This window comes from Streptomyces sp. NPDC048361, assembly GCF_040651795.1.
In the GTDB taxonomy this organism is placed as follows: domain Bacteria; phylum Actinomycetota; class Actinomycetes; order Streptomycetales; family Streptomycetaceae; genus Streptomyces.
Genome location: NZ_JBEZKW010000031.1, coordinates 1 through 18,627, shown reverse-complemented (window position 1 = coordinate 18,627; position 18,627 = coordinate 1). Strand labels below are relative to the sequence as shown.

General features: G+C 72.5%; 15 protein-coding genes. 8 read left to right on the top strand and 7 right to left on the bottom strand.

The annotated features are described in order from the left end of the window. Positions 1-26 precede the first annotated feature (26 nt). Positions 27-920: a hypothetical protein gene (locus AB0D31_RS19135; RefSeq protein ID WP_362724203.1), complete on the bottom strand. Its 894-nt coding sequence runs from the start codon at positions 918-920 to the stop codon at positions 27-29. Positions 921-954: 34 nt separating this feature from the next. Next, entirely contained in the window at positions 955-2,010 is a 1,056-nt protein-coding gene (locus AB0D31_RS19130; protein WP_362724201.1) for a biotin/lipoate A/B protein ligase family protein, read from the bottom strand. A 322-nt stretch (positions 2,011-2,332) separates the two neighbouring features. Here AB0D31_RS19130 and AB0D31_RS19125 point away from each other — a divergent pair, with 322 nt between their 5' ends. The 3 genes from AB0D31_RS19125 (at position 2,333) to AB0D31_RS19115 (ending at position 5,602) form a co-directional block, all read left to right on the top strand. Continuing rightward, positions 2,333-3,169: an inositol monophosphatase family protein gene (locus AB0D31_RS19125; RefSeq protein WP_362724198.1), complete on the top strand. Its 837-nt coding sequence runs from the start codon at positions 2,333-2,335 to the stop codon at positions 3,167-3,169. Between the two features lie 490 nt (positions 3,170-3,659). After that, positions 3,660-5,084, top strand: a complete 1,425-nt coding sequence (locus AB0D31_RS19120) for an NAD(P)/FAD-dependent oxidoreductase (RefSeq protein WP_362724196.1) — start codon at positions 3,660-3,662, stop codon at positions 5,082-5,084. Further along, complete coding sequence (locus tag AB0D31_RS19115) at positions 5,081-5,602, top strand: O-acetyl-ADP-ribose deacetylase (RefSeq protein WP_362724193.1); 522 nt, start codon at positions 5,081-5,083, stop codon at positions 5,600-5,602. The genes AB0D31_RS19120 and AB0D31_RS19115 overlap by 4 nt, the downstream gene beginning before the upstream one ends. Positions 5,603-5,731: 129 nt before the next feature. Here AB0D31_RS19115 and AB0D31_RS19110 read toward each other — a convergent pair whose 3' ends face one another. Continuing rightward, positions 5,732-6,586, bottom strand: coding sequence for a metallophosphoesterase (locus AB0D31_RS19110; protein WP_362724190.1), 855 nt, complete (start codon positions 6,584-6,586; stop codon positions 5,732-5,734). A gap of 216 nt (positions 6,587-6,802) precedes the next feature. Beyond that, the gene (locus tag AB0D31_RS19105; RefSeq protein ID WP_362724187.1) at positions 6,803-7,306 is read right to left on the bottom strand and encodes a DinB family protein; all 504 of its coding nucleotides are present in this window, start codon (positions 7,304-7,306) and stop codon (positions 6,803-6,805) included. A gap of 385 nt (positions 7,307-7,691) precedes the next feature. On the opposite strand from AB0D31_RS19105, the gene AB0D31_RS19100 reads away from it, so the two are divergent. Continuing rightward, the gene (locus AB0D31_RS19100; RefSeq protein WP_362724377.1) at positions 7,692-9,161 is read left to right on the top strand and encodes an AlkA N-terminal domain-containing protein; all 1,470 of its coding nucleotides are present in this window, start codon (positions 7,692-7,694) and stop codon (positions 9,159-9,161) included. Between the two features lie 27 nt (positions 9,162-9,188). Continuing rightward, complete coding sequence (locus tag AB0D31_RS19095; protein ID WP_362724184.1) at positions 9,189-9,686, top strand: methylated-DNA--[protein]-cysteine S-methyltransferase; 498 nt, start codon at positions 9,189-9,191, stop codon at positions 9,684-9,686. A 32-nt stretch (positions 9,687-9,718) separates the two neighbouring features. Here AB0D31_RS19095 and AB0D31_RS19090 read toward each other — a convergent pair whose 3' ends face one another. Then, positions 9,719-10,441 carry a Sir2 family NAD-dependent protein deacetylase gene (locus tag AB0D31_RS19090; RefSeq protein ID WP_362724181.1) on the bottom strand — a complete coding sequence of 241 codons (723 nt, stop codon included), beginning with the start codon at positions 10,439-10,441 and terminating at the stop codon, positions 9,719-9,721. Positions 10,442-10,999: 558 nt separating this feature from the next. Then, positions 11,000-11,452, bottom strand: a complete 453-nt coding sequence (locus AB0D31_RS19085; RefSeq protein ID WP_362724178.1) for an NUDIX hydrolase — start codon at positions 11,450-11,452, stop codon at positions 11,000-11,002. 148 nt (positions 11,453-11,600) lie between these two features. Between AB0D31_RS19085 and AB0D31_RS19080 the strand changes: the two genes are divergently transcribed. Then, positions 11,601-13,634 carry a prolyl oligopeptidase family serine peptidase gene (locus AB0D31_RS19080; RefSeq protein WP_362724175.1) on the top strand — a complete coding sequence of 678 codons (2,034 nt, stop codon included), beginning with the start codon at positions 11,601-11,603 and terminating at the stop codon, positions 13,632-13,634. Positions 13,635-13,664: 30 nt separating this feature from the next. Here AB0D31_RS19080 and AB0D31_RS19075 read toward each other — a convergent pair whose 3' ends face one another. Beyond that, positions 13,665-15,389 (bottom strand): BCCT family transporter, encoded by a 1,725-nt coding sequence (locus tag AB0D31_RS19075; RefSeq protein ID WP_362724172.1) that lies wholly within the window; start codon positions 15,387-15,389, stop codon positions 13,665-13,667. 142 nt (positions 15,390-15,531) lie between these two features. On the opposite strand from AB0D31_RS19075, the gene AB0D31_RS19070 reads away from it, so the two are divergent. Together AB0D31_RS19070 and AB0D31_RS19065 are read left to right on the top strand one after the other, a co-directional pair. Further along, positions 15,532-16,686: a glycerate kinase gene (locus tag AB0D31_RS19070; protein ID WP_362724170.1), complete on the top strand. Its 1,155-nt coding sequence runs from the start codon at positions 15,532-15,534 to the stop codon at positions 16,684-16,686. Between the two features lie 225 nt (positions 16,687-16,911). Next, positions 16,912-18,432 (top strand): MFS transporter, encoded by a 1,521-nt coding sequence (locus AB0D31_RS19065; RefSeq protein WP_362724167.1) that lies wholly within the window; start codon positions 16,912-16,914, stop codon positions 18,430-18,432. Positions 18,433-18,627 lie beyond the last annotated feature (195 nt).

Here is an 18,627-nt window from a genome sequence, read left to right as displayed (position 1 = left end):
CGACCGGCGCGCTCGCCTCCGCGTCCTCAGACAGCCGAATCCGGCGCCCAGCCCGGCGCGTAGGTGTCGACGGCCCGCTGCCAGGCATCGGCGCCGCCGGGCAGCGGCCAGCCGCGGGTGAGGGCGGCGGACTCATCGAGGGCGGCGAGGTCGGCCGCGAACCTGCGGGACTCATGCGAGATCAGCAGGGTGGCGAGCGGCCCACCCGCCGCCTCCTGGTCACGTACGTGCGCTGCGTACGCCTCGATACGCCGGCGCATCGCCTGCTCCGCCCAGCCGTCCGGCCGGGCGCGCGTCAGGACGAGCAGGTGCGGACGGCCGCCCTCCGCGAGGGCGGCCGTGAGGCGGTCGTGGCCGTCGAGAACGACGGGGGAGTTCAGACCGCTGATCCACCACAGCAGCACCGGGGGCAGCACGCCCTCGCGGTACTGGCGCCGGTACGCCTTCACGCGCGGGGCGTCGGGCGGCGACAGCCTGCGCAGCGGAAGCAGATCGCGGGCGTCCTCGACGGGGTCGCCGTAGCCGAACCAGGTGAGGTGGCCCCGGTCGGGATCGTGCGCGAGGAGCTTGGGCCAGTTGGCGTCCGCGAACCAGCGCGGCAGCGAGCCGAGCACACGCCAATCCCCTTGGTGCAGCGGGCTGTTGGGGCTCACGCGCAGGGCGGCGCAGAAGTGGTGCGACCAGCGGGCCGACCGGTCGCGCGAGGTGGCGAACAGGCGTGCCTGGTCGGCCCGCAGCGGTGGGACGGGCGAGACGTAGCGGCCCGTCCTCGCGTAGTGGAGCCCCCGATGGGTGGCCCGCTGCACCCCGAACAGGACCGGCTCCGCGCCCTGGCGCAGCAGCAGCCGTCCGCCGGACACGGTCTCCACCCGCAGCGGCGGCACGGCCGGCCCATCGAGCCGCAGCGGCCGCCCAGCCATGGACACCAATTGCCTTCCCCCTCACGGCACTTCCCTAAGGGACGCGCGCCGTCCACTCCTCGCCGGCGAACTTGGCCGCCGCGAGCTCACGCGCCCGGGCCATCTCCTCGTCCGTGACCGTGCCTACGGAAAGACCGTATCGGGCACGGAACGACGCGATCATCCGCTCGATCACGGCCTCCCGCGCAAGGCCGGTCTGCCGCCGCAGCGGATCGACGCGCTTCTTCGCGCTCCGCGTGCCCTTGTCGGACAGCTTCTCCTTGCCGATGCGCAGCACGTCCGTCATCTTGTCCGCGTCGATGTCGTACGCCATCGTCACGTGATGCAGCACCGCGCCGCCGTCCGCGACCATCCGCTTCTGCGCCGCCCCGGCGATCTTGCCGGCCTCGGTCGCGATGTCGTTGAGCGGCTGGTACCAGGCCTTGATCCCCATGTCGCCGAGCGCGCCCAGCACCCAGTCGTCGAGGTAGGCGTAGCTGTCCGCGAAGGACAGACCCTGCACGAGGGCCTCGGGCACCGAGAGCGAGTACGTGATGGTGTTGCCGGGCTCGATGAACATGGCGCCGCCGCCGCTGATGCGCCGCACGACCGTGATGCCGTGGCGTTCGGCGCCCTCGGGGTCGACCTCGTTGCGCAGCGACTGGAAGCTGCCGATGACCACCGCGGGCGCGCCCCACTCCCACACCCGCAGGGTCGGCGGGCGTCGGCCGGCCGCGACCTCGGCGGTGAGGACCTCGTCGAGCGCCATGTGCAGCGCGGGCTCCTGGGGCCCATCGTGGATCAGCTGCCAGTCGTAGTCGTTCCAGTCGGTGGCGTGGGCCAGCGCCCGGCGCACGGCGACCGCGACACCGTCGGACGACAGGCCGTACATGGTGGTGCCGGGCGGCAGGGCCGCGTCGATCCGGGCGGAGAGACCGGCCGCCGTCGTGTCGACGGGGGCGCCTTCCAGGGCACCGTTGATCGCCTCGATCGCCTCGTCGGGTTCGAGGAAGAAGTCACCCGCGACCCGCACGTCCCGCAGGACTCCTTCGCGGGTCTCCAGATCGACCACGACGAGCTTGCCGCCGGGAACCTTGTATGCGCCGTGCACCGTTGTGCCTCCCTCTGCTCCGAGCGGGCTCAACGGTAATCGGGGCCGCCAGTATTCCGCCGTGCGCCGCGACGCCCGGTTTGCGGCGTCGTCCGCCGTGCGCTGTCTCGTACGCCGTGACGTCTGCCGTGCGCTGTGGCGTCTGTCGTGCGCCGTGGCGTCTGCCGTGCCGTCCGCCGCGAGGCGGGGCTGGGGTGACCCTCAGTGCCGTGCGCGGCGGGGCGGGGTGTTCGGACCGGGATTCATGCCGGGGCCATGCGCTGTTCACCGGGGGATCCGGCGTGGCTCGCCCGTTGTCAGTGCCGCGTGCTTTCCTGGACGCATGATCGACGAAGCTTTTCTCGCAGATGGCGCGGATGGACTGGCAGCGGTGGAAGAGGCGGTCCGCAAGGCGGCGGCCGCCGAGATCATGCCGCGATTCCGGCAGCTCGCCGTGCACGAAATCGTCGAGAAGAACGGCCCGCACGACCTCGTGACGGTCGCCGACCGGCTGGCGGAGGAGCATCTGACCGCCGCCCTCACCGCGATACTTCCCGGCTCGGTGGTCGTCGGCGAAGAGGCCGTGCACGCCGACCCGACGGTGTACGAGGCGCTGCGCGGCGACGCACCGGTGTGGATCGTCGACCCGGTCGACGGCACCCGCCAGTTCGTCCGCGGCGAAGCCGGATTCTGCACCCTGGTCGCCCTCGCCCACCACGGCGAGCTCCTGGCCTCCTGGACGTACGCGCCGGCCCTCGACGAGATGGCCGTCGCCGTCCGGGGCCGGGGCGCCACCCTCAACGGCGAGCCGCTGCACGCCGGTTCACCGCAGCCCGGCGCGGTGCTCCGGATCGCCACCTCCCACCCGGACTACACGACCCCCGAGCAGAAGCAGGCCCTGCTGAGCCTGCGTACCGACGGCGTGGAGGCCGTGCCCTGCGGCTCGGCCGGTCTCGAATACCTGGCGATCGCCCGCGGGGAACTGGACGCGCTGGCGTTCTCCTGGGAGTACGCCTGGGACCACGCGGCGGGGCTGCTTCTGGTCGCCGAGGCGGGCGGCGCGCAGACCACCGTCGCCGGGGCACCGTTTCGCATCACCGGAGGCAACGCACTGCCGTTCACCGCGGCACGGGACGCGGCGACCGCGGAGCGGGTGCGGGGGCTGCTGGCGGGGGAGTGAGCGTTGCCGGCGGGGGAGTGAGCGCGCGGGCCGTCGTCTGAACAACCGCGGCGACGGGCCGGGCGCAGTCGGCGCCGGTGATGGGCGTGGAGCGCCTGGGCCAGAACGCCGAACGACGAACGCCGAACGGCCGCGACCCGGGCAGAGCGCCCTGTGCAGCGCGCCGCGGGCAGAGCGCCCTGTGCAGCGCGCCGCGGGCGCTCGCGGATGTGCGCGCGGCCATCACGCAGAACTCCGCCTCCCAGGTCGCCGCGGCCAGGGTTGACCGCAGGGACTCGGACAGCACCGCGTCCGGACCTGAAGCTCCGTCAACTCGCTCCGGCGATCGGCCAGTATGCGGCGCAGGGCGGCGTTGCCCGGCGGCGGGCGAAGACGCCGGCGCCGAAGGCGGATTCCGGCGGCGGGTTCACCGGCCGGACGGCCCCCCGGGCCGGATTGTCGGTGCACCGGAATATCCTGGGGTCCCTGGCCGTGGCGTGAGGAGTCCGAGGTGGCGTCGATGCTCGATGCAGTCGTCGTGGGGGCGGGCCCCAACGGGCTGACCGCCGCCGTCGAACTGGCCAGGAGGGGGCTGCGCGTCGAGGTCTTCGAGGCCAAGGACACCGTCGGCGGTGGCGCGAGGACCGAGGAGCTCACCCTCCCTGGCTTCCGTCACGACCCGTGCGCCGCGGTCCACCCGCTGGGCATCGGCTCGCCCGTCTTCCGCACCATGCCCCTGAAGCGGTACGGCCTCGAATGGCTGCACCCCGAGCTGCCGATGGCGCACCCCTTCGACGACGGCACGGCCGCGGTGCTGTCCCGCTCGGTCGCCGAGACCGCGGCCTCCTTCGGACCGCGCGACGCCGGCACGTACCGCCGGCTGGTCGCTCCCCACCTCGGCAAATGGGACGTTCTGGCACGGGACTTCATGTCGCTGCCGTCGACCGCGCTGCCGCGCGATCCCGTCGGCCTCGCCCGGTTCGGGGCGGTGGGCCTGCCGCCGTACAGCTGGATGATGCGCCGCTTCCGCGACGACCGGGCGCGGGCTCTGATGGCCGGGCTCGTCGCCCACGTCATCGCCCCGCTGGGCGGCATCGCGACCGCGGGCGTCGGCATGCTCTTCGCGCTCGCCGCGCACGAGAACGGCTGGCCGCTGCCGCGCGGGGGCTCCCAGTCCATCTCCGACGCGCTCACCGCGTACCTGCGCGACCTGGGCGGAGCCGTCCACACCGGGTACGAGGTGAAGCGTCTGGACGATCTGCCGCCGGCCCGCGCCTATCTCTTCGACACCTCGCCGACCGCGCTCGCCCGGATCGCCGGCCTGGGCCGCGCCTACGACCACTACAAGTACGGCGCCGCCGCCTTCAAGATCGACTACGCCCTGGACGGACCCGTGCCGTGGACCGCGAAGGAGGCCCGGGTGGCCGGCACGGTCCAGATCGGGCCGTCGAGCCGCGACATCGGCGCCGCCCTCGCTCAGGCCTCTAGCGGCACGGCGCCGACGTCGCCGTTCCTGATCACGGCCCAGCCGAGCCTCGTCGACTCCTCACGCGCGCCGGAAGGAAAGCATGTCTTCTGGGCGTACGGGCACGTCCCCAACGGCTGGGAGGGCGACTTGACGGACGCCATCGAGCGGCAGATCGAGCGATTCGCACCCGGGTTCCGCGACCAGGTCCTGGCCAGGGCGACCGCAGGGCCGCCCCAGCTCGCCGCGCGCAACGCCAATTACGTCGGCGGCGACATCGCCTGCGGCGCGGCCCGCGGGCTCCAGCTCCTGCTCCGCCCCAAGATCTCCCTCTTCCCGTACGCGACCCGGCACCCTTCGGTGTTCCTGTGCTCGTCGGCCGCCTGGCCGGGCCCCGGCGTACACGGCATGTCAGGGCACAACGCGGCGAAGGCCGTGTGGCGCACGCTGCGGAAGGAGGGGCTGCGATGACGCAGGCACGTCCGGAGATCGTTCTGGTACGCGGCGACATCACCGAGCAGGAGGTGGACGCCATCGTCAACGCCGCGAACTCCTCGCTGCTCGGCGGGGGCGGTGTGGACGGCGCGATCCACCGGCGCGGCGGCCCCGCCATCCTGGCCGAATGCCGCGATCTGCGAGCCTCCCGGTACGGCAAGGGCCTCAGGACCGGCCAGGCGGTCGCCACCACGGCGGGGCGGCTGCCGGCCCGCCATGTGATCCACACGGTCGGCCCCGTGTATCAGGGCGGTTCCGGCGACGCGTCGCTGCTGACCTCCTGCCACCGGGAGTCGCTGCGGGTGGCCGACGAACTGGGCGCGCGGACGATCGCGTTCCCGGCGATCTCCACGGGTGTCTACGGGTGGCCCGTCGAGGATGCCGCGCGCATCGCGGTGGAGGCGGTTCGGGGCGCGGAGACGGCGGTCCAGGAGGTCAGGTTCGTGCTCTTCGACGAGCGGGCGTACGACGCGTTCGCCGCGCAGGTCCAGTGACGGGGCGCCACCTAGCGGGCGATAGACGGTAGTTGGCCTGGTCCGGGACGGGTCGGGGTGGGCCGGGGTGGGTCAGGGTGGACCCGGGTGGGCCGGTTCGGTTCGGGCAGGTTCGGTTCGGGGTGGTGATCAGCGGCCGGAGTCCGCCGTGACCGGCAGGATGCGGCGCAGCTGCCCCGGCGCCGCCGCGCGGGGGCGCCACTCGCGGGGATAGCCGAGCGACACCTCCTCGAACCGGACCCCTTCGTGCCAAGTGGTCCGGGGGATGTGCAGATGGCCGTAGACCATCGCGGCCACGCGGAACCTGCGATGCCAGTCGTCGGTCAGCCGGGTGCCGCACCACATGGCGAACTCGGGGTGCCACAGGACGTCCATGGGGTGGCGGTGCAGCGGATAGTGGTTGACGAGGACCGTGGGCAGGTCGCCGGGGAGTGCTGCGAGCCGGCGCTCCGTCTCCTCGACCCGGGCCCTGCACCAGGCCTCACGGCTCGGATAGGGGTCGGGATGCAGCAGGTATTCGTCGTTGCAGACGATGCCGGTCTCGTACGCGTAGGCGAGCCCTTCGCTCTTGGTGGAGCGGCCGGCCGGCAGGAAGCTGTAGTCGTACAGCAGGAAGAGCGGCGCGACGGCGACGGGGCCGCCGGGGCCGTCCCACACGGGGTAGGGGTCCTCGGGGGTGAGCACGCCCAGTTCGCGGCACATCTCGACGAGATGTGTGTACCGCGCAACGCCCCGCAGAGTGATCTCGTCCTTCGCGTGCGTCCACAGTTCGTGGTTGCCGGGTGCCCACACGACCTTGCGGAAGCGGCTCGCGAGGGTGGCGAGGGCCCACCGGATGTCGGCGGCCTTCTCGGCGACGTCCCCGGCCACGAGGAGCCAGTCGTCGTCGGAACCGGGCGCCATCCTCTCGACCAGGGCGCGGTTCTCGGCGTAGCCGATGTGCAGGTCGCTGATGGCCAGTAACTGCCCGGTACCGCCTGCCATCGGAGCCCCCTCGTTCCCGCGCCGTGTGATCGCGACCACGAGATCACACTCCGCGCTCCCCGGACAAGTGTCCACATGCTTGGGGCTCCGCCCCACACCCCGGTTCGCGCATGAATGGCTCTTGTCCTCAACGCCGGACGGGCTGAGGTTGCCGGTGCTGGGCACCCTGGCAAGGTCGACCTTCCTGGCGATCGCACCTGATTTGCCGCACTGGCATCACCGCCCGATCGAGCCGTCGATCTGCTCACGCAGGATGTCCGCGTGACCGGCGTGCCGGGCGGTCTCCTCGATCATGTGGACCAGCACCCAGCGCATCGACGGCGGCTCGGTCTCACGCAGCGAGCGCGCGCCGGGGCGGTCCAGGTCGGTGCAGGCGAGGGCGACCTCGTTGGCCCGGGCGATTGCCTCGCGATAGGCGTCCGCCAAGTCCGACGCGGTGTCGTCGGCGGACACCGTACCCTCGTCCTCCCAGTGCTCGCGGTCGGCGCCGGTGTAGGCCCAGACGAACCAGTTGAGCTCGACGGCCGTCAGGTGCTTGAGCAGCTGGAGCAGGCTGGTCCCGGAAGGGACGCCGGCCGTGCGGACCTCCGGCTCCGGGACGCCGGCCGCCTTCGCGAGGACGGACTCGCGCAGGTAGTCCAGGAAGGTCAGCAGAGTGGCCTTCTCGTCGGCGTTCAGGCCGGGGGGCCGAAGATCGGGGCGGGGCTCCATAGTCGTCATGGCGGAACCGTAGATGATCGATTCAAGCCGTCAGTGGTCGTATGCAGTCAGCGATCGCATGACGGGCTGCCCGCTGTTAAGCAGTTCATCGGCCCTGACGTAGATTGCGGTCGCGAGGGTGTCCATGTCTGGCGTCACAACCCGACTGTGGACTCCCTCGTCTCATGCGCGCAGCCAACCTTGGAATCGATCATCTAGGGGCGCGGGGAACTGCGCGACCAGCCCCGCACGGTCCGCAGCCAAAGGCGGGGGCCTGGGGCTCGTGGCCGCAGGGGAGCTGAGAGGGACGGCCCCGCACCGCCGCAAGGCCCATGTCGGATTTCCGCCAGCGGCACCCTCCCCCGTGCAGGATCCTGGACCCATGGCCCCCGTAGCCCCGCCCCCCATGCACACCGACACCGAACGCTGCGTCCGCGCCGTGCAGTCCAAGGACGCCCGCTTCGACGGATGGTTCTTCACCGCCGTCCTGACCACCCGCATCTACTGCCGGCCCAGCTGCCCGGTCGTGCCGCCCAAGGTCGAGAACATGACCTTCTATCCGAGCGCGGCCGCCTGTCAGCAGGCGGGGTTCAGGGCCTGCAAGCGGTGCCGCCCCGACACCACGCCCGGCTCGCCGGAGTGGAACGCCCGCGCCGACACCGTGGCCCGCGCGATGCGTCTGATCCGGGACGGCGTGGTCGACCGCGAGGGCGTGCCCGGGCTCGCGTCCCGGCTCGGCTACAGCTCCCGCCAGATCGAGCGCCAGCTACTCGCCGAGCTCGGCGCCGGCCCTCTCGCCCTGGCCAGGGCGCAGCGCGCCCAGACCGCCCGCCTCCTCATCGAGACGACGCCGCTTCCCATGGCCGAGGTCGCCTTCGCCGCCGGCTTCTCCTCGATCCGTACCTTCAACGACACCGTCCGCGAGGTGTTCGCCCTCGCCCCGACCGAGCTGCGGGCCCGCGCCACCCGGGGCATCGCACGTCAGACGCCGGGCGCCATCACGCTGCGGCTCCCCTTCCGGGCACCCCTCACCCCCGACAATCTCTTCGGCCACCTCGCCGCGACGGGCGTCCCGGGTGTGGAAGAGTGGCGCGACGGCGCGTTCCGCCGCACACTGTCCCTCCCGTACGGCCACGGCGTCGCCGAACTCACCCCGCACCCCGAGCACATCGGCTGCGTCCTGCACCTCACCGACCTGCGCGACCTCACCATCGCCATCAGCCGGTGCCGCTGGATGCTCGACCTCGACGCCGACCCCGTCGCCGTGGACGACCGGCTGCGCACCGATCCGCTGCTCGCGCCGCTCGTCGACAAGGCGCCGGGACGCAGGGTTCCGCGTACGGTCGACGCCGCCGAGTTCGCGGTGCGGGCGGTGCTCGGCCAGCAGGTCTCGACGGCCGCCGCCCGCACCCACGCCGCCCGGCTTGTACTCGCCCACGGCCACACCGTCCACGACCCGACGGGCGGCCTCACCCACCTCTTCCCGACGCCCGCCCAGCTCGCGGAGATCGACCCCGGGAGCCTGGCGCTGCCGCGCAGCCGGCGCACCACCCTCACCACGCTCGTGGCCGCGCTCGCCGACGGCACCCTCAAGCTCGGCCTCGACAGCGACTGGGACCTGGCGCGCGCCCAGCTCATGGCGTTGCCCGGCTTCGGCCCGTGGACCGTCGAGGCGATCGCGATGCGGGCGCTCGGCGACCCGGACGCCTTCCTGCCCACCGACCTCGGCATGCGCCGGGCCGCGCGGAACCTCGGGCTGCCGTCCACGCCCGCCGCCCTCACCGCGCGCGCCGCCGCATGGCGCCCCTGGCGGGCCTACGCCGTCCAGTACCTCTGGGCGACCGAGGACCACGCCATCAACTACCTTCCCGCATAGGGAAGTCGAGGCCCAAGGAAGTCAGCCGTGCACATCGTCCACACCGTCACCGACAGCCCCTACGGCCCGCTCACCCTCGTCGCCACCGACGGTGTCCTGAGCCGCCTCTCCATGGAGAACCAGCGCCACCGACCGCCGCAGGAGACCTTCGGCGAGCGCGCCGACGATGGCCCCTTCCCGGAGGTGATCCACCAGCTGGAGGCGTACTTCGCAGGCGAACTCACCACGTTCGAGCTGGACTTGAAGATGGCCGGCACTCCGTTCCAGCAGCGGGTCTGGCACCAGCTCCAGCAGATCCCGTACGGGCAGACCCGCTCCTACGGTGAGCTCGCCGAAGCCCTCGGCAGCCCGAAGGCCTCCCGCGCGGTGGGCCTGGCGAACGGCAGGAATCCGGTCGGCATCATCGTCCCCTGCCACCGCGTCATCGGCGCGAACGGCAGCCTCACCGGCTACGGCGGCGGCCTCGACCGCAAGCAGCGCCTGCTCGCCTTCGAACGCGGCGAACCCGAGAACGCGCTGTTCTGACGCGCTGTTCTGACGCGCTGTTGTGACGGCAGCTAGCCGAGCGCGCCGAGGAGTTGGGGCAGCGCGGTGCCGATCGGTTCGCGTACGACTTCGTCGGCGAGCGCGTCGTACGGGGTGGGGTCGGCGTTCACGATGATCAGCCGGGCGCCCCCGTCCGCCGCGATCCCGGCGAGCGAGGCGGCGGGCTGAACCTGGAGCGTGGTGCCGACCGCGACGAACACCTGGCACGCCTTGGCGATCGCCATGGCCTGGGCGAGCACCTCCGGATCGAGCCGCTCGCCGAACATGACGGTCGCCGACTTGAGGATGCCCCCGCAGACCGTGCACGGCGGGTCCGCCTCACCCGCCGTCACCCGCGCCAGCGCCTCGGCCATGGAGGAGCGCGCATGGCAACGGGTACAGGTCACCGCCCGTGCGGTGCCGTGGAGTTCGAGGATCTTACGCTCGGGGAAGCCGGCGCGCTGGTGGAGCCCGTCGACGTTCTGGGTGATCACCCGCACCGGCACGCCGGACCGTTCGAGCTCGGCGACCGCCCGGTGCGCGGCGTTCGGCTCGGCCCGCAGGGCGGGACTGTCGCGCCGCATCAGCCAGGACCTGCGGCGGATCTCCGGATCGGCCATGTACGAGGAGTACGTCACCAGCTTCTCGGCCTCGGGGTCGCGCCGCCACAGGCCGTTCGGCCCGCGGTAGTCGGGGATCCCCGAATCGGTGGAGATCCCGGCCCCGGAAAGAATCGCGACGAGTGGCTTGCTCATGCGGGTGAGCGTATGTGGGACGTGAGGCACCGGCGACGTATTTTGGCGCCGCTGCCGCTGCCGCTGCCGCTGCCGCTGCCGCTGCCGTCGTCCGGCGGGCTGCCCGGCGGGAGCGACCTCATGTACTCATCGTCCATCGCACCACTGCGACGCCTCCGAACAGCAGGGCCGGCCCTGCCCACCAGCCCGGTATGACCCGACGCACCGACGGCAGCATCCACAACCCCACGGTCGCACCCACCGCACCGATGCGAGGACGCACGACACGACGATGTCCGTATACGCGTCGCGGTCCCATATTCCGGAGGGGTGGGTGATCACCGCCAACCAGCAGAAGAACGCGGTACGAGGGCGAGTAAGGCGAAGGGGACGGCGAGGACCAGGCGAAGGGGACGGCGAGGACCAGGCGAAGGCAGCCGCGGTCGTCCTCCATGGGGGGCGGGTTGGCCATCGGCGCGGCGCGTTCCTCGTGTCGTCCAGGTGGTCATGGCGTCACGACCGTAAGCCTGGGCGGCTTCGTTCTGCCACAACGATCCGAACGATCCGAACGATCCGGGGTCAGCCCACCCGCCGCCCGTTCTCGAGGGGGGAGGGGAGGTGGGCGGGCAGCTCGTCTCGGTGGGCCAGACGCCAGGAGATGAGTTCTTCCTCCTGGAGGCGGATCGCCCGGAGCTGAGCATCGTCGAGGACACCGCCGTCGTAGACGTAGCCGACGATCGGCGGGCGGGCCGGGCCGTGCGTCCAGTCGACCGCGAGGAGCCGGCCAGGCTCCAGGTCGATGCCGATCTCTTCCAGCGTCTCGCGGCGAGCCCCCTGGCGCGGGGTCTCCCCGGTGTCGGACTCGATGGTCCCGCCGGGCAGTGCCCAGCCCTCGCGGTAGTTGGGCTCGACGATCAGCACCTTGCCCTCGGCGTCCCGGAACAGGGTGGCGGCCCCGGCGAGGACGCGGGGGAGTCCGGCGATGTAGGCGGCGTAGTCGACGGCGGGTGTGGTGAGGTTGTCGGTCGTCATGCCGCACAGGGTAGAGGGGCCGGCCAGATGCGGTGCGCCGCGCGACGGGGTTGGCCGTGCAGCGCATGAGGTCTGCTCGAACCACCTTCACCGTACGGGACTTGACCCGGCTGGCTGCCGGCCGGCCCCCTCGCAGAGACGGAAGCTCATGGATGTAGAAGGATTTCCCCGCCAATTCGCCCGGACCCAGCGCTTCTCGCTCGGCGTCCCGCGCGACGTCACCGTCTCCCCGGACGGCGACCGGGTGCTGTTCCTGCGGTCCGAATCCGGCGTCGATCCGCGCGCCCACCTGTGGACGTATGAGGGCGGCCAGGAGCGGATCCTCGCCGGGCCGGCGGCGGCCTACGCGACCGACCGCCACGTTCGCGTGGCCGCCTGCGTCCGCGACGGCTCACTGTGGACGGTGCGTACGGACGGCGGCGACCCGCCGCGTCGTGTCCCCGTCGCCGGCCCGGTGCGGGACCCCCGGCCTTCCCCGGACGGGACCCTGATCGCCTACGTCGCCCGGGGCGCCCTGCGTGTGGTGGGCGCCGACGGGACCGGTGACCGGCCGCTCGTCGTCCCCGAGACCCCGGACATCACCTACGGTCTGCCCGATCACACCGCCGAGGAGTCCATCGGCAGGACGCGCGGCTACTGGTGGTCGCCGGACAGCGACGCCCTGCTCGTCGCCCGCGTCGACACCGCCGGCGTGCAGCGCCGCTGGCTGAGCGATCCCTCCGATCCCGGGCGTGCGCCCCGCTCGATCCGGTATCCGGCGGCGGGTACGGCCAACGCCGTCACCTCGCTGTACCTGGTGACGGCAACCGGCGCCCACACCCCCCTGCGGCTCCAACTGCCCGATCGGGCGCCCGCGGAGGGCGGCCCGGCCGGCAGCTGGGGGCCGGCCTTCGAATACGTCGTCAGCGCCGACTGGCAGAGCGCGGGGCCGGTGATCAGTCTGCAGACCCGGGACCAGAAGACGATGTGGGTGCTGCGGGCCGACCCGGCGACCGGCGCCGTCGAGCCACTGGCCCGGCAGAGCGATGACGATTGGGTCCAGTATCCGCCGGGCGCGCCGCTGCATACCGCCGCGGGCATGCTGGTGCTGCCCGAGGTCCGAGGCGACGAGCGTACGATCCGGCTGGGCGATGTTCTCGCTCCCGCCGGTCTCCAAGTCCGCGCGGTACTGGGCGCGGTGGGCGAGCGGGTGCTGTTCACCGCCGGCGAGGAGCCGACCGAAACGCATGTCTGGGCGTACGACGCGGCGTGCGGCTTCGAGCGGCTGACGCACACCCCGGGGGTGCACACGGCGACGGCCGGCGGCGACACCCTGGTCGTGGACAGCAGGACCCTGGACGGGCACACGATGACGGTGCTGCGCGGCGGCGAGCGGGTGGGCAGCATCGCGATCGTGGCGGAACAGCCTCTGGTCGCGCCGCGGCCGGTCCATCTGACCCTGGGGGAGCGGCAGTTGCGCACCCGGCTGCATCTGCCGTCCTGGTACGAGCCGGGCATGCCGAAGCTGCCGGTGCTGCTCAGTCCGTACGCGGGCCCCGGCCTGCAGATCGTGACGAAGGCGCACGGGTGGTACTCGGCGGTGTGCCAGTGGTTCGCCGAGCACGGCTTCGCCGTGCTGGCCACGGATGGGCGGGGCACCCCCGGGCGTGGGGTGCGGTGGCAGCGGGCCGTCGTGGGAGACCGGCTCGGGCCCGTCCTCGACGACCAGATCGACGGGCTGCACGCCGCCGCCGAACAGTGCGGCGCCATGGATTTGGCACGCGTGGGCATCCGGGGCTGGTCGTTCAGCGGCTATCTCGCCGCGGGCGCCGTGCTGCACCGTCCCGACGTGTTCCATGCGGCGGTCGCGGGGGCGCCGCCGACCGACCGGCGCCTGTACGACACGTACTGGGAAGAGCGCTTCCTCGGCCACCCCGACCTCGAACCGCTCGGCTACGAGTGCAGCTCCCTGCTGCCGGTCGCCGGGAACCTGACCCGGCCGCTGCTGCTCGTCCACGGACTCGCCGACGAGAATGTGGCCCCGGCGCACACGGCGCGTCTCTCGGCCGAGTTGCTCGCCGCGGGGCGGCCCCACAGGGTGCTGCTGCTGCCGGGTGTGGGGCACAGGGTGGCCGGGGAAGGCGTCGCGGACACTTTGCTCCGGCTCGAACTGGACTTCCTGAAGCGCTCGTTGGGGGCCTGAGGGAGCGCAAGCTCCCGGCACCTCGGCCCGTCAGGGCTGGGCCGGACCGGAACCGCCGTCCCCCGTACGGGACTTGGCGGCTCGGCGCAGCCGGTGGTGCAGGGCGGGATTCTGCTCGGTGATCGCGTCGCCCACCATCGCCCGTACCGCGTCGCGCAGCCCGTGCAGCGCGCCGTGGCGCGAAGGCCCCGCGCCGGGGTCCTCGCGCAGTTCCTTCACCAGCGACCAGCACAGGCCCAGCATCACGAGCACGAAGGGGAGCGCCACCAGGATCGTGGCCGTCTGCAGGGACTTGAGGCCGCCCGCGACGAGCAGGACCGCGGCGACCGCGGCCATGAGGACGCCCCACATGACCACCAGCCATGTCGGGGGGTGCAGCGAACCCCGGCTGGTGAGCGAGCCCATCACCAGGGAGGCCGAGTCGGCGCTGGTGATGAAGTAGGTCATCACCAGGACCATCGCGATGTACGAGGTCACCGTGCCGATCGGCAGCGCGTCCAGCATCGCGAAGAGCGAGGCCTCGGCGCCGTCCTTCACCGTGCCCGCGAGGTCGGCCGCGCCGGTGGCTTCGAGCCGGATCGCCGTGCCGCCCATGACGCAGAACCAGATGACGGTCGCACCGCTCGGCACGAGCAGCACCCCGACGAGGAACTCCCGGATCGTGCGGCCGCGCGAGATCCGGGCGATGAAGGTGCCGACGAACGGCGCCCAGGACAGCCACCACGCCCAGTAGAACACTGTCCAGGCGCCCAGCCACGCGCGGTCGGTGAAGGCGCCGGTCCGGCTCGCCATGGGCAGCAGATCGTGCAGATAGCCCCCGATCGACGCCGGGATCGTGTCCAGGACGTAGACGGTCGGACCGAGCAGGAAGACGAAGAGCATCAGCACCGCAGCCAGCACGATGTTGATGGTGGACAGCCACTTCACACCCTTGTGCAGACCCGAGAAGGCGGACAGGACGAAGGCCCCCGAGAGCGACGCGATGATGACGAGCTGGGCCGTCCGGGAGTTGGTGATGCCCGAGGTGATGTCGAGGCCCTCGGCGACCTGGAGCGCGCCGAGGCCCAGGCTGGTCGCGGTGCCGAAGACGGTCGCGAAGACGGCCAGCAGGTCGATGCACTTGCCGGCCGGCCCTTCGGCCCGCCGCGCGCCGATGAGCGGCACGAACGCGGAGGAGAGCCGGTTGCCGCGCTGCTTGCGGAAGCCCGCGTACGCCAGCGCGAGCCCTGCGATCCCGTAGATCGCCCAGGGGGTGAGCGTCCAGTGGAAGAAGGAGTACTCCAGAGCCGTGCGGGCGGCGTCGCCCGAGCCGGGCAGGGCGCCGGTCGCGGGCGGCGGGCTGAGGAAGTGGGTGAGCGGTTCGCCGACCCCGTAGAACATCAGGCCGATGCCCATCCCGGCGCTGAACATCATCGCGATCCAGGCCAGATTGGTGAACTCCGGCTCGGAGTCGTCGGCGCCCAGCCTGATCCGCCCGTACCGGCTGATCGCGAGGACCACGCACAGGACGAGGAAGGTGTCGGCGGCGACCACGAAGAGCCACGAGAAGTTGGACAGGACCCAGGCGAGCGCGGTCGACGAGGCGCCGTCGAAGGAGCTTTTGCCCAGGGCCGCCCACGCGACGGCCGCCACCACGGCCACCACCCCGATGGTGATCACGCTGCGGTCGGGGGAGGGGTCGAGGTCGTCGGGGTCACTGAGCGAATCGTCCGGCGGGGTGCCGGAGCCGGAATGATCGATCGAATCCATGCTCATGGCGCCCCACTATGGTGGTCTATGTGCCTATTTTCCGGGGTGGCGCGCCGCCCGTGGGCCCGGGCAGCTATGGGCAGGTGCGCGCCGGGCGGATAGGGTCTGAAGCGGCGCGACTGCCTGTTCGAAAGCAAGGGATAGCAAGGTGACGGACGGCGCAGTTTTGGAGACCGCCCGCGTACTCGTAGCGGCGGACAAGTTCAAAGGCTCACTCACGGCCGTGGAGGTCGCTGAGCGGGTGACGGCCGGGCTGCGGCGGGTCGTCCCGGATCTGCGGGTGGAGACCCTGCCGGTGGCCGACGGCGGCGACGGCACGGTGGCGGCCGCGGTGGCGGCCGGATTCGAGCGCCGTGAGGCGCGGGTCACCGGACCGCTCGGCACCCCGGTGACCGCGGCGTACGCGGTACGCGACGGCGTGGCCGTGGTCGAGATGGCGGAGGCCTCCGGGCTCCAGCACCTTCCCGACGGCGTCTTCGCGGCGACCACGGCGACCACGTACGGGTCCGGAGAGCTGCTGCTCGCCGCCCTGGACGCGGGCGCCCGGACCATCGTGTTCGGCGTGGGCGGCAGCGCGACGACCGACGGCGGCGCCGGCATGCTGGCCGCCCTGGGTGCTCGCTTCCTGGACGCCGCGGGTGAGCCCGTCGGCCCCGGCGGCGGCGCGCTCGCCGACCTCGCGACGGCCGACTTCTCGGGTCTGGACGCCCGCTTCAAGGACGTCGAGCTCGTCCTCGCCAGCGACGTGGACAACCCGCTGACGGGCCCGAAGGGCGCCCCGGCGATCTACGGTCCGCAGAAGGGCGCGTCGCCCGAGGACGTGGCGAGCCTGGACGCGGCCCTGGCCCACTACGCCAAGGTCCTGGAAGGCGTGCTCGGAGCGAAGGCCGCCGAGGCCGCGCTCGCCCCGGGCGCCGGCGCGGCCGGGGGCATCGGCTACGGCGCGCTGGTCGCGCTCGACGCCACGTTCCGGCCGGGCATCGAGGTGATGCTCGACGTGCTCGGCTTCGCGCCCGCGCTGGCCGGCGCCACCCTGGTCATCACCGGCGAGGGCTCGCTCGACGAGCAGACCCTGCACGGCAAGGCCCCGGCGGGCGTCGCCGCGGCGGCCCGCGCGGCGGGCATCGAGGTCGTCGCGGTCTGCGGCCGGCTGCTGCTCCAGCCCGGTCAGCTCGGCGAGGCGGGCATCCGTCGCGCCTACGCCCTCACCGACCTGGAACCCGACCCGGCCCGCTGCATGGCGAATGCGGGGCCGCTGCTCGAACGGGTCGCGCAGAACATCGCGAGCGACTTCCTTCGCTAGGGCCTGTCCGGCCCAACGCACCGCGGAGTAGCCCGCACTCTTCCGGCCCTTACGGCCCCCTCGCAACGGCGAGGGGGCCGTTCTGTTGTTCCCGTCCGGTGTTCCCGGCAGGGACGGCTCCGGTTCTGGTACGCGGAGGGGCAGCTCCAGCGCCCGAGGCACGTCGAGGTGCGCACCCCTGCCCCGTGTGAGACAATCGTGTCTCATTCGATACTGGAGTGTTCCATGACGTCGCCCCTCGATCCCCGGCGCTGGGTCGTCCTCGCGATCCTCTCCGGCAGCCTGCTGCTGATCGCGATGGACACCACGATCCTCAACGTGGCCTTCCCCTCGCTGGTGAGCGACCTTCAGCCCAGCTCCGTACAACAGCTGTGGATCATCGACGTGTACGCGCTCGCCCTCTCCGGCCTCCTCGTGACGGCCGGCGCGCTCGGCGACCGCTGGGGACGCAAGCGGCTGCTGCTCGCCGGCTTCTCGATCTTCGCGCTCGCCTCCTTGATGGCGGTCTTCGCGACCGCGGCCTGGCAGGTCATCGCCGCCCGTGCGCTGCTCGGCGTCGGCGGCGCGGCCATCATGCCGTCCACTCTGTCGATCCTGCGCGACGTCTTCACCGACGCCCGCGAACGCGCGCTCGCCTACGCCGTATGGGCCGCGGTCTTCGGCGGCGGCATGGCGCTCGGTCCGGTGGTCGGCGGGCTGCTCGTCGAGCAGAACGGCTGGCAGTCCGCATTCCTGATCAACGTGCCGGTCGCCCTGGTGATCATCGCCTTCGGCGCATGGATCCTGCCCGAGTCCCGACAGCCCCGCGAGGGCCGCTGGGACTGGTGGGGCGTCGGCCAGTCCGTGGTCGGCATGCTCGCCCTGGCCGGCGGGATCAAGCAGCTGGGCAAGGGCGGCCCGGCCGACCCGGTGGCCTGGGTGCTGCTCGCCGTGGCCGTGGTCGCGCTGACGGTCTTCGTCCGCCGCCAGCTGCGTCTGGTCCAGCCGCTCTTCCATGTGCGGCTCTTCACCAACCGTTCGTTCAGCATCGCTGCCGCCTCGATCTTCCTCGGGATGATCGCGCTCGGCTCGGCGCTGTTCCTGGTCACCCAGTGGTTCCAGTACGGCCAGGGCTACAGCCCGCTCGCGGCCGGTATCCGGCTGCTTCCGGCGCCGCTCGGCCTGGTCGTCACCTCCCTGGTGACACCCGTCCTGATGCACCGGCTGCCGATCCGGCACGTCATCGGCGGCGGACTCCTCCTGATGACTACGGGTCTCGCGCTGCCCTGGCTGTTCCAGCAGTCGGGACCGCTGGCCTACCCCGGGGTGGCCGTGGCGCTCGGCGTACTCGGCTGCGGCGTCGGCATCGCCACCACCGCCGCCTCCGTGACCCTGATGGCCTCCGCGCCCAAGGAGCACGTGAGTGGCGCGGCCGCGGTCGAGGAGACCTGCTACGAGCTGGGTGCGGCGATGGGCGTGGCCATCCTCGGCAGCGTCGCGGCGGCCCTGTACCGCGGGCATCTGCCGCAGCTCGGTCTGGACGGGGCCGCGACGTCGTCCGTACGCGACTCCGTCGGCGAGGCGGCCCACGTGGCGGCCGCGCTCGGCGGGCCGGCCGGGGCGCAGCTCCTCGAGAAGGCTTCGGTGGCGTTCACTGCGGGCATGACTCCGACGTTTCTGCTGGCTGCGGGGTTGCCGTTGGCGGCGGCGGTGCTTGCCTGGGCGCGGATTCCCAAGGGGTTGCGGCCGACGGAGGACGCGCACTGAGGGTGGGCTCGGCTTGCCCCCTGGGGCTCCGCCCCGGCGGGTTCGCCCGCCCTCCGCCCGTGCGGCTACTTGAGGGTGCGGCTCCCTGGGGCTGCGCCCCAGACCCCCTGAGGGGCTCCGCCCCTCGAACCCCGGCGGGGGCTCCGCCCCCTGCACCCCCGTTCGCGCCTGAAGGGCGCCCGCCCTCAAACTCCC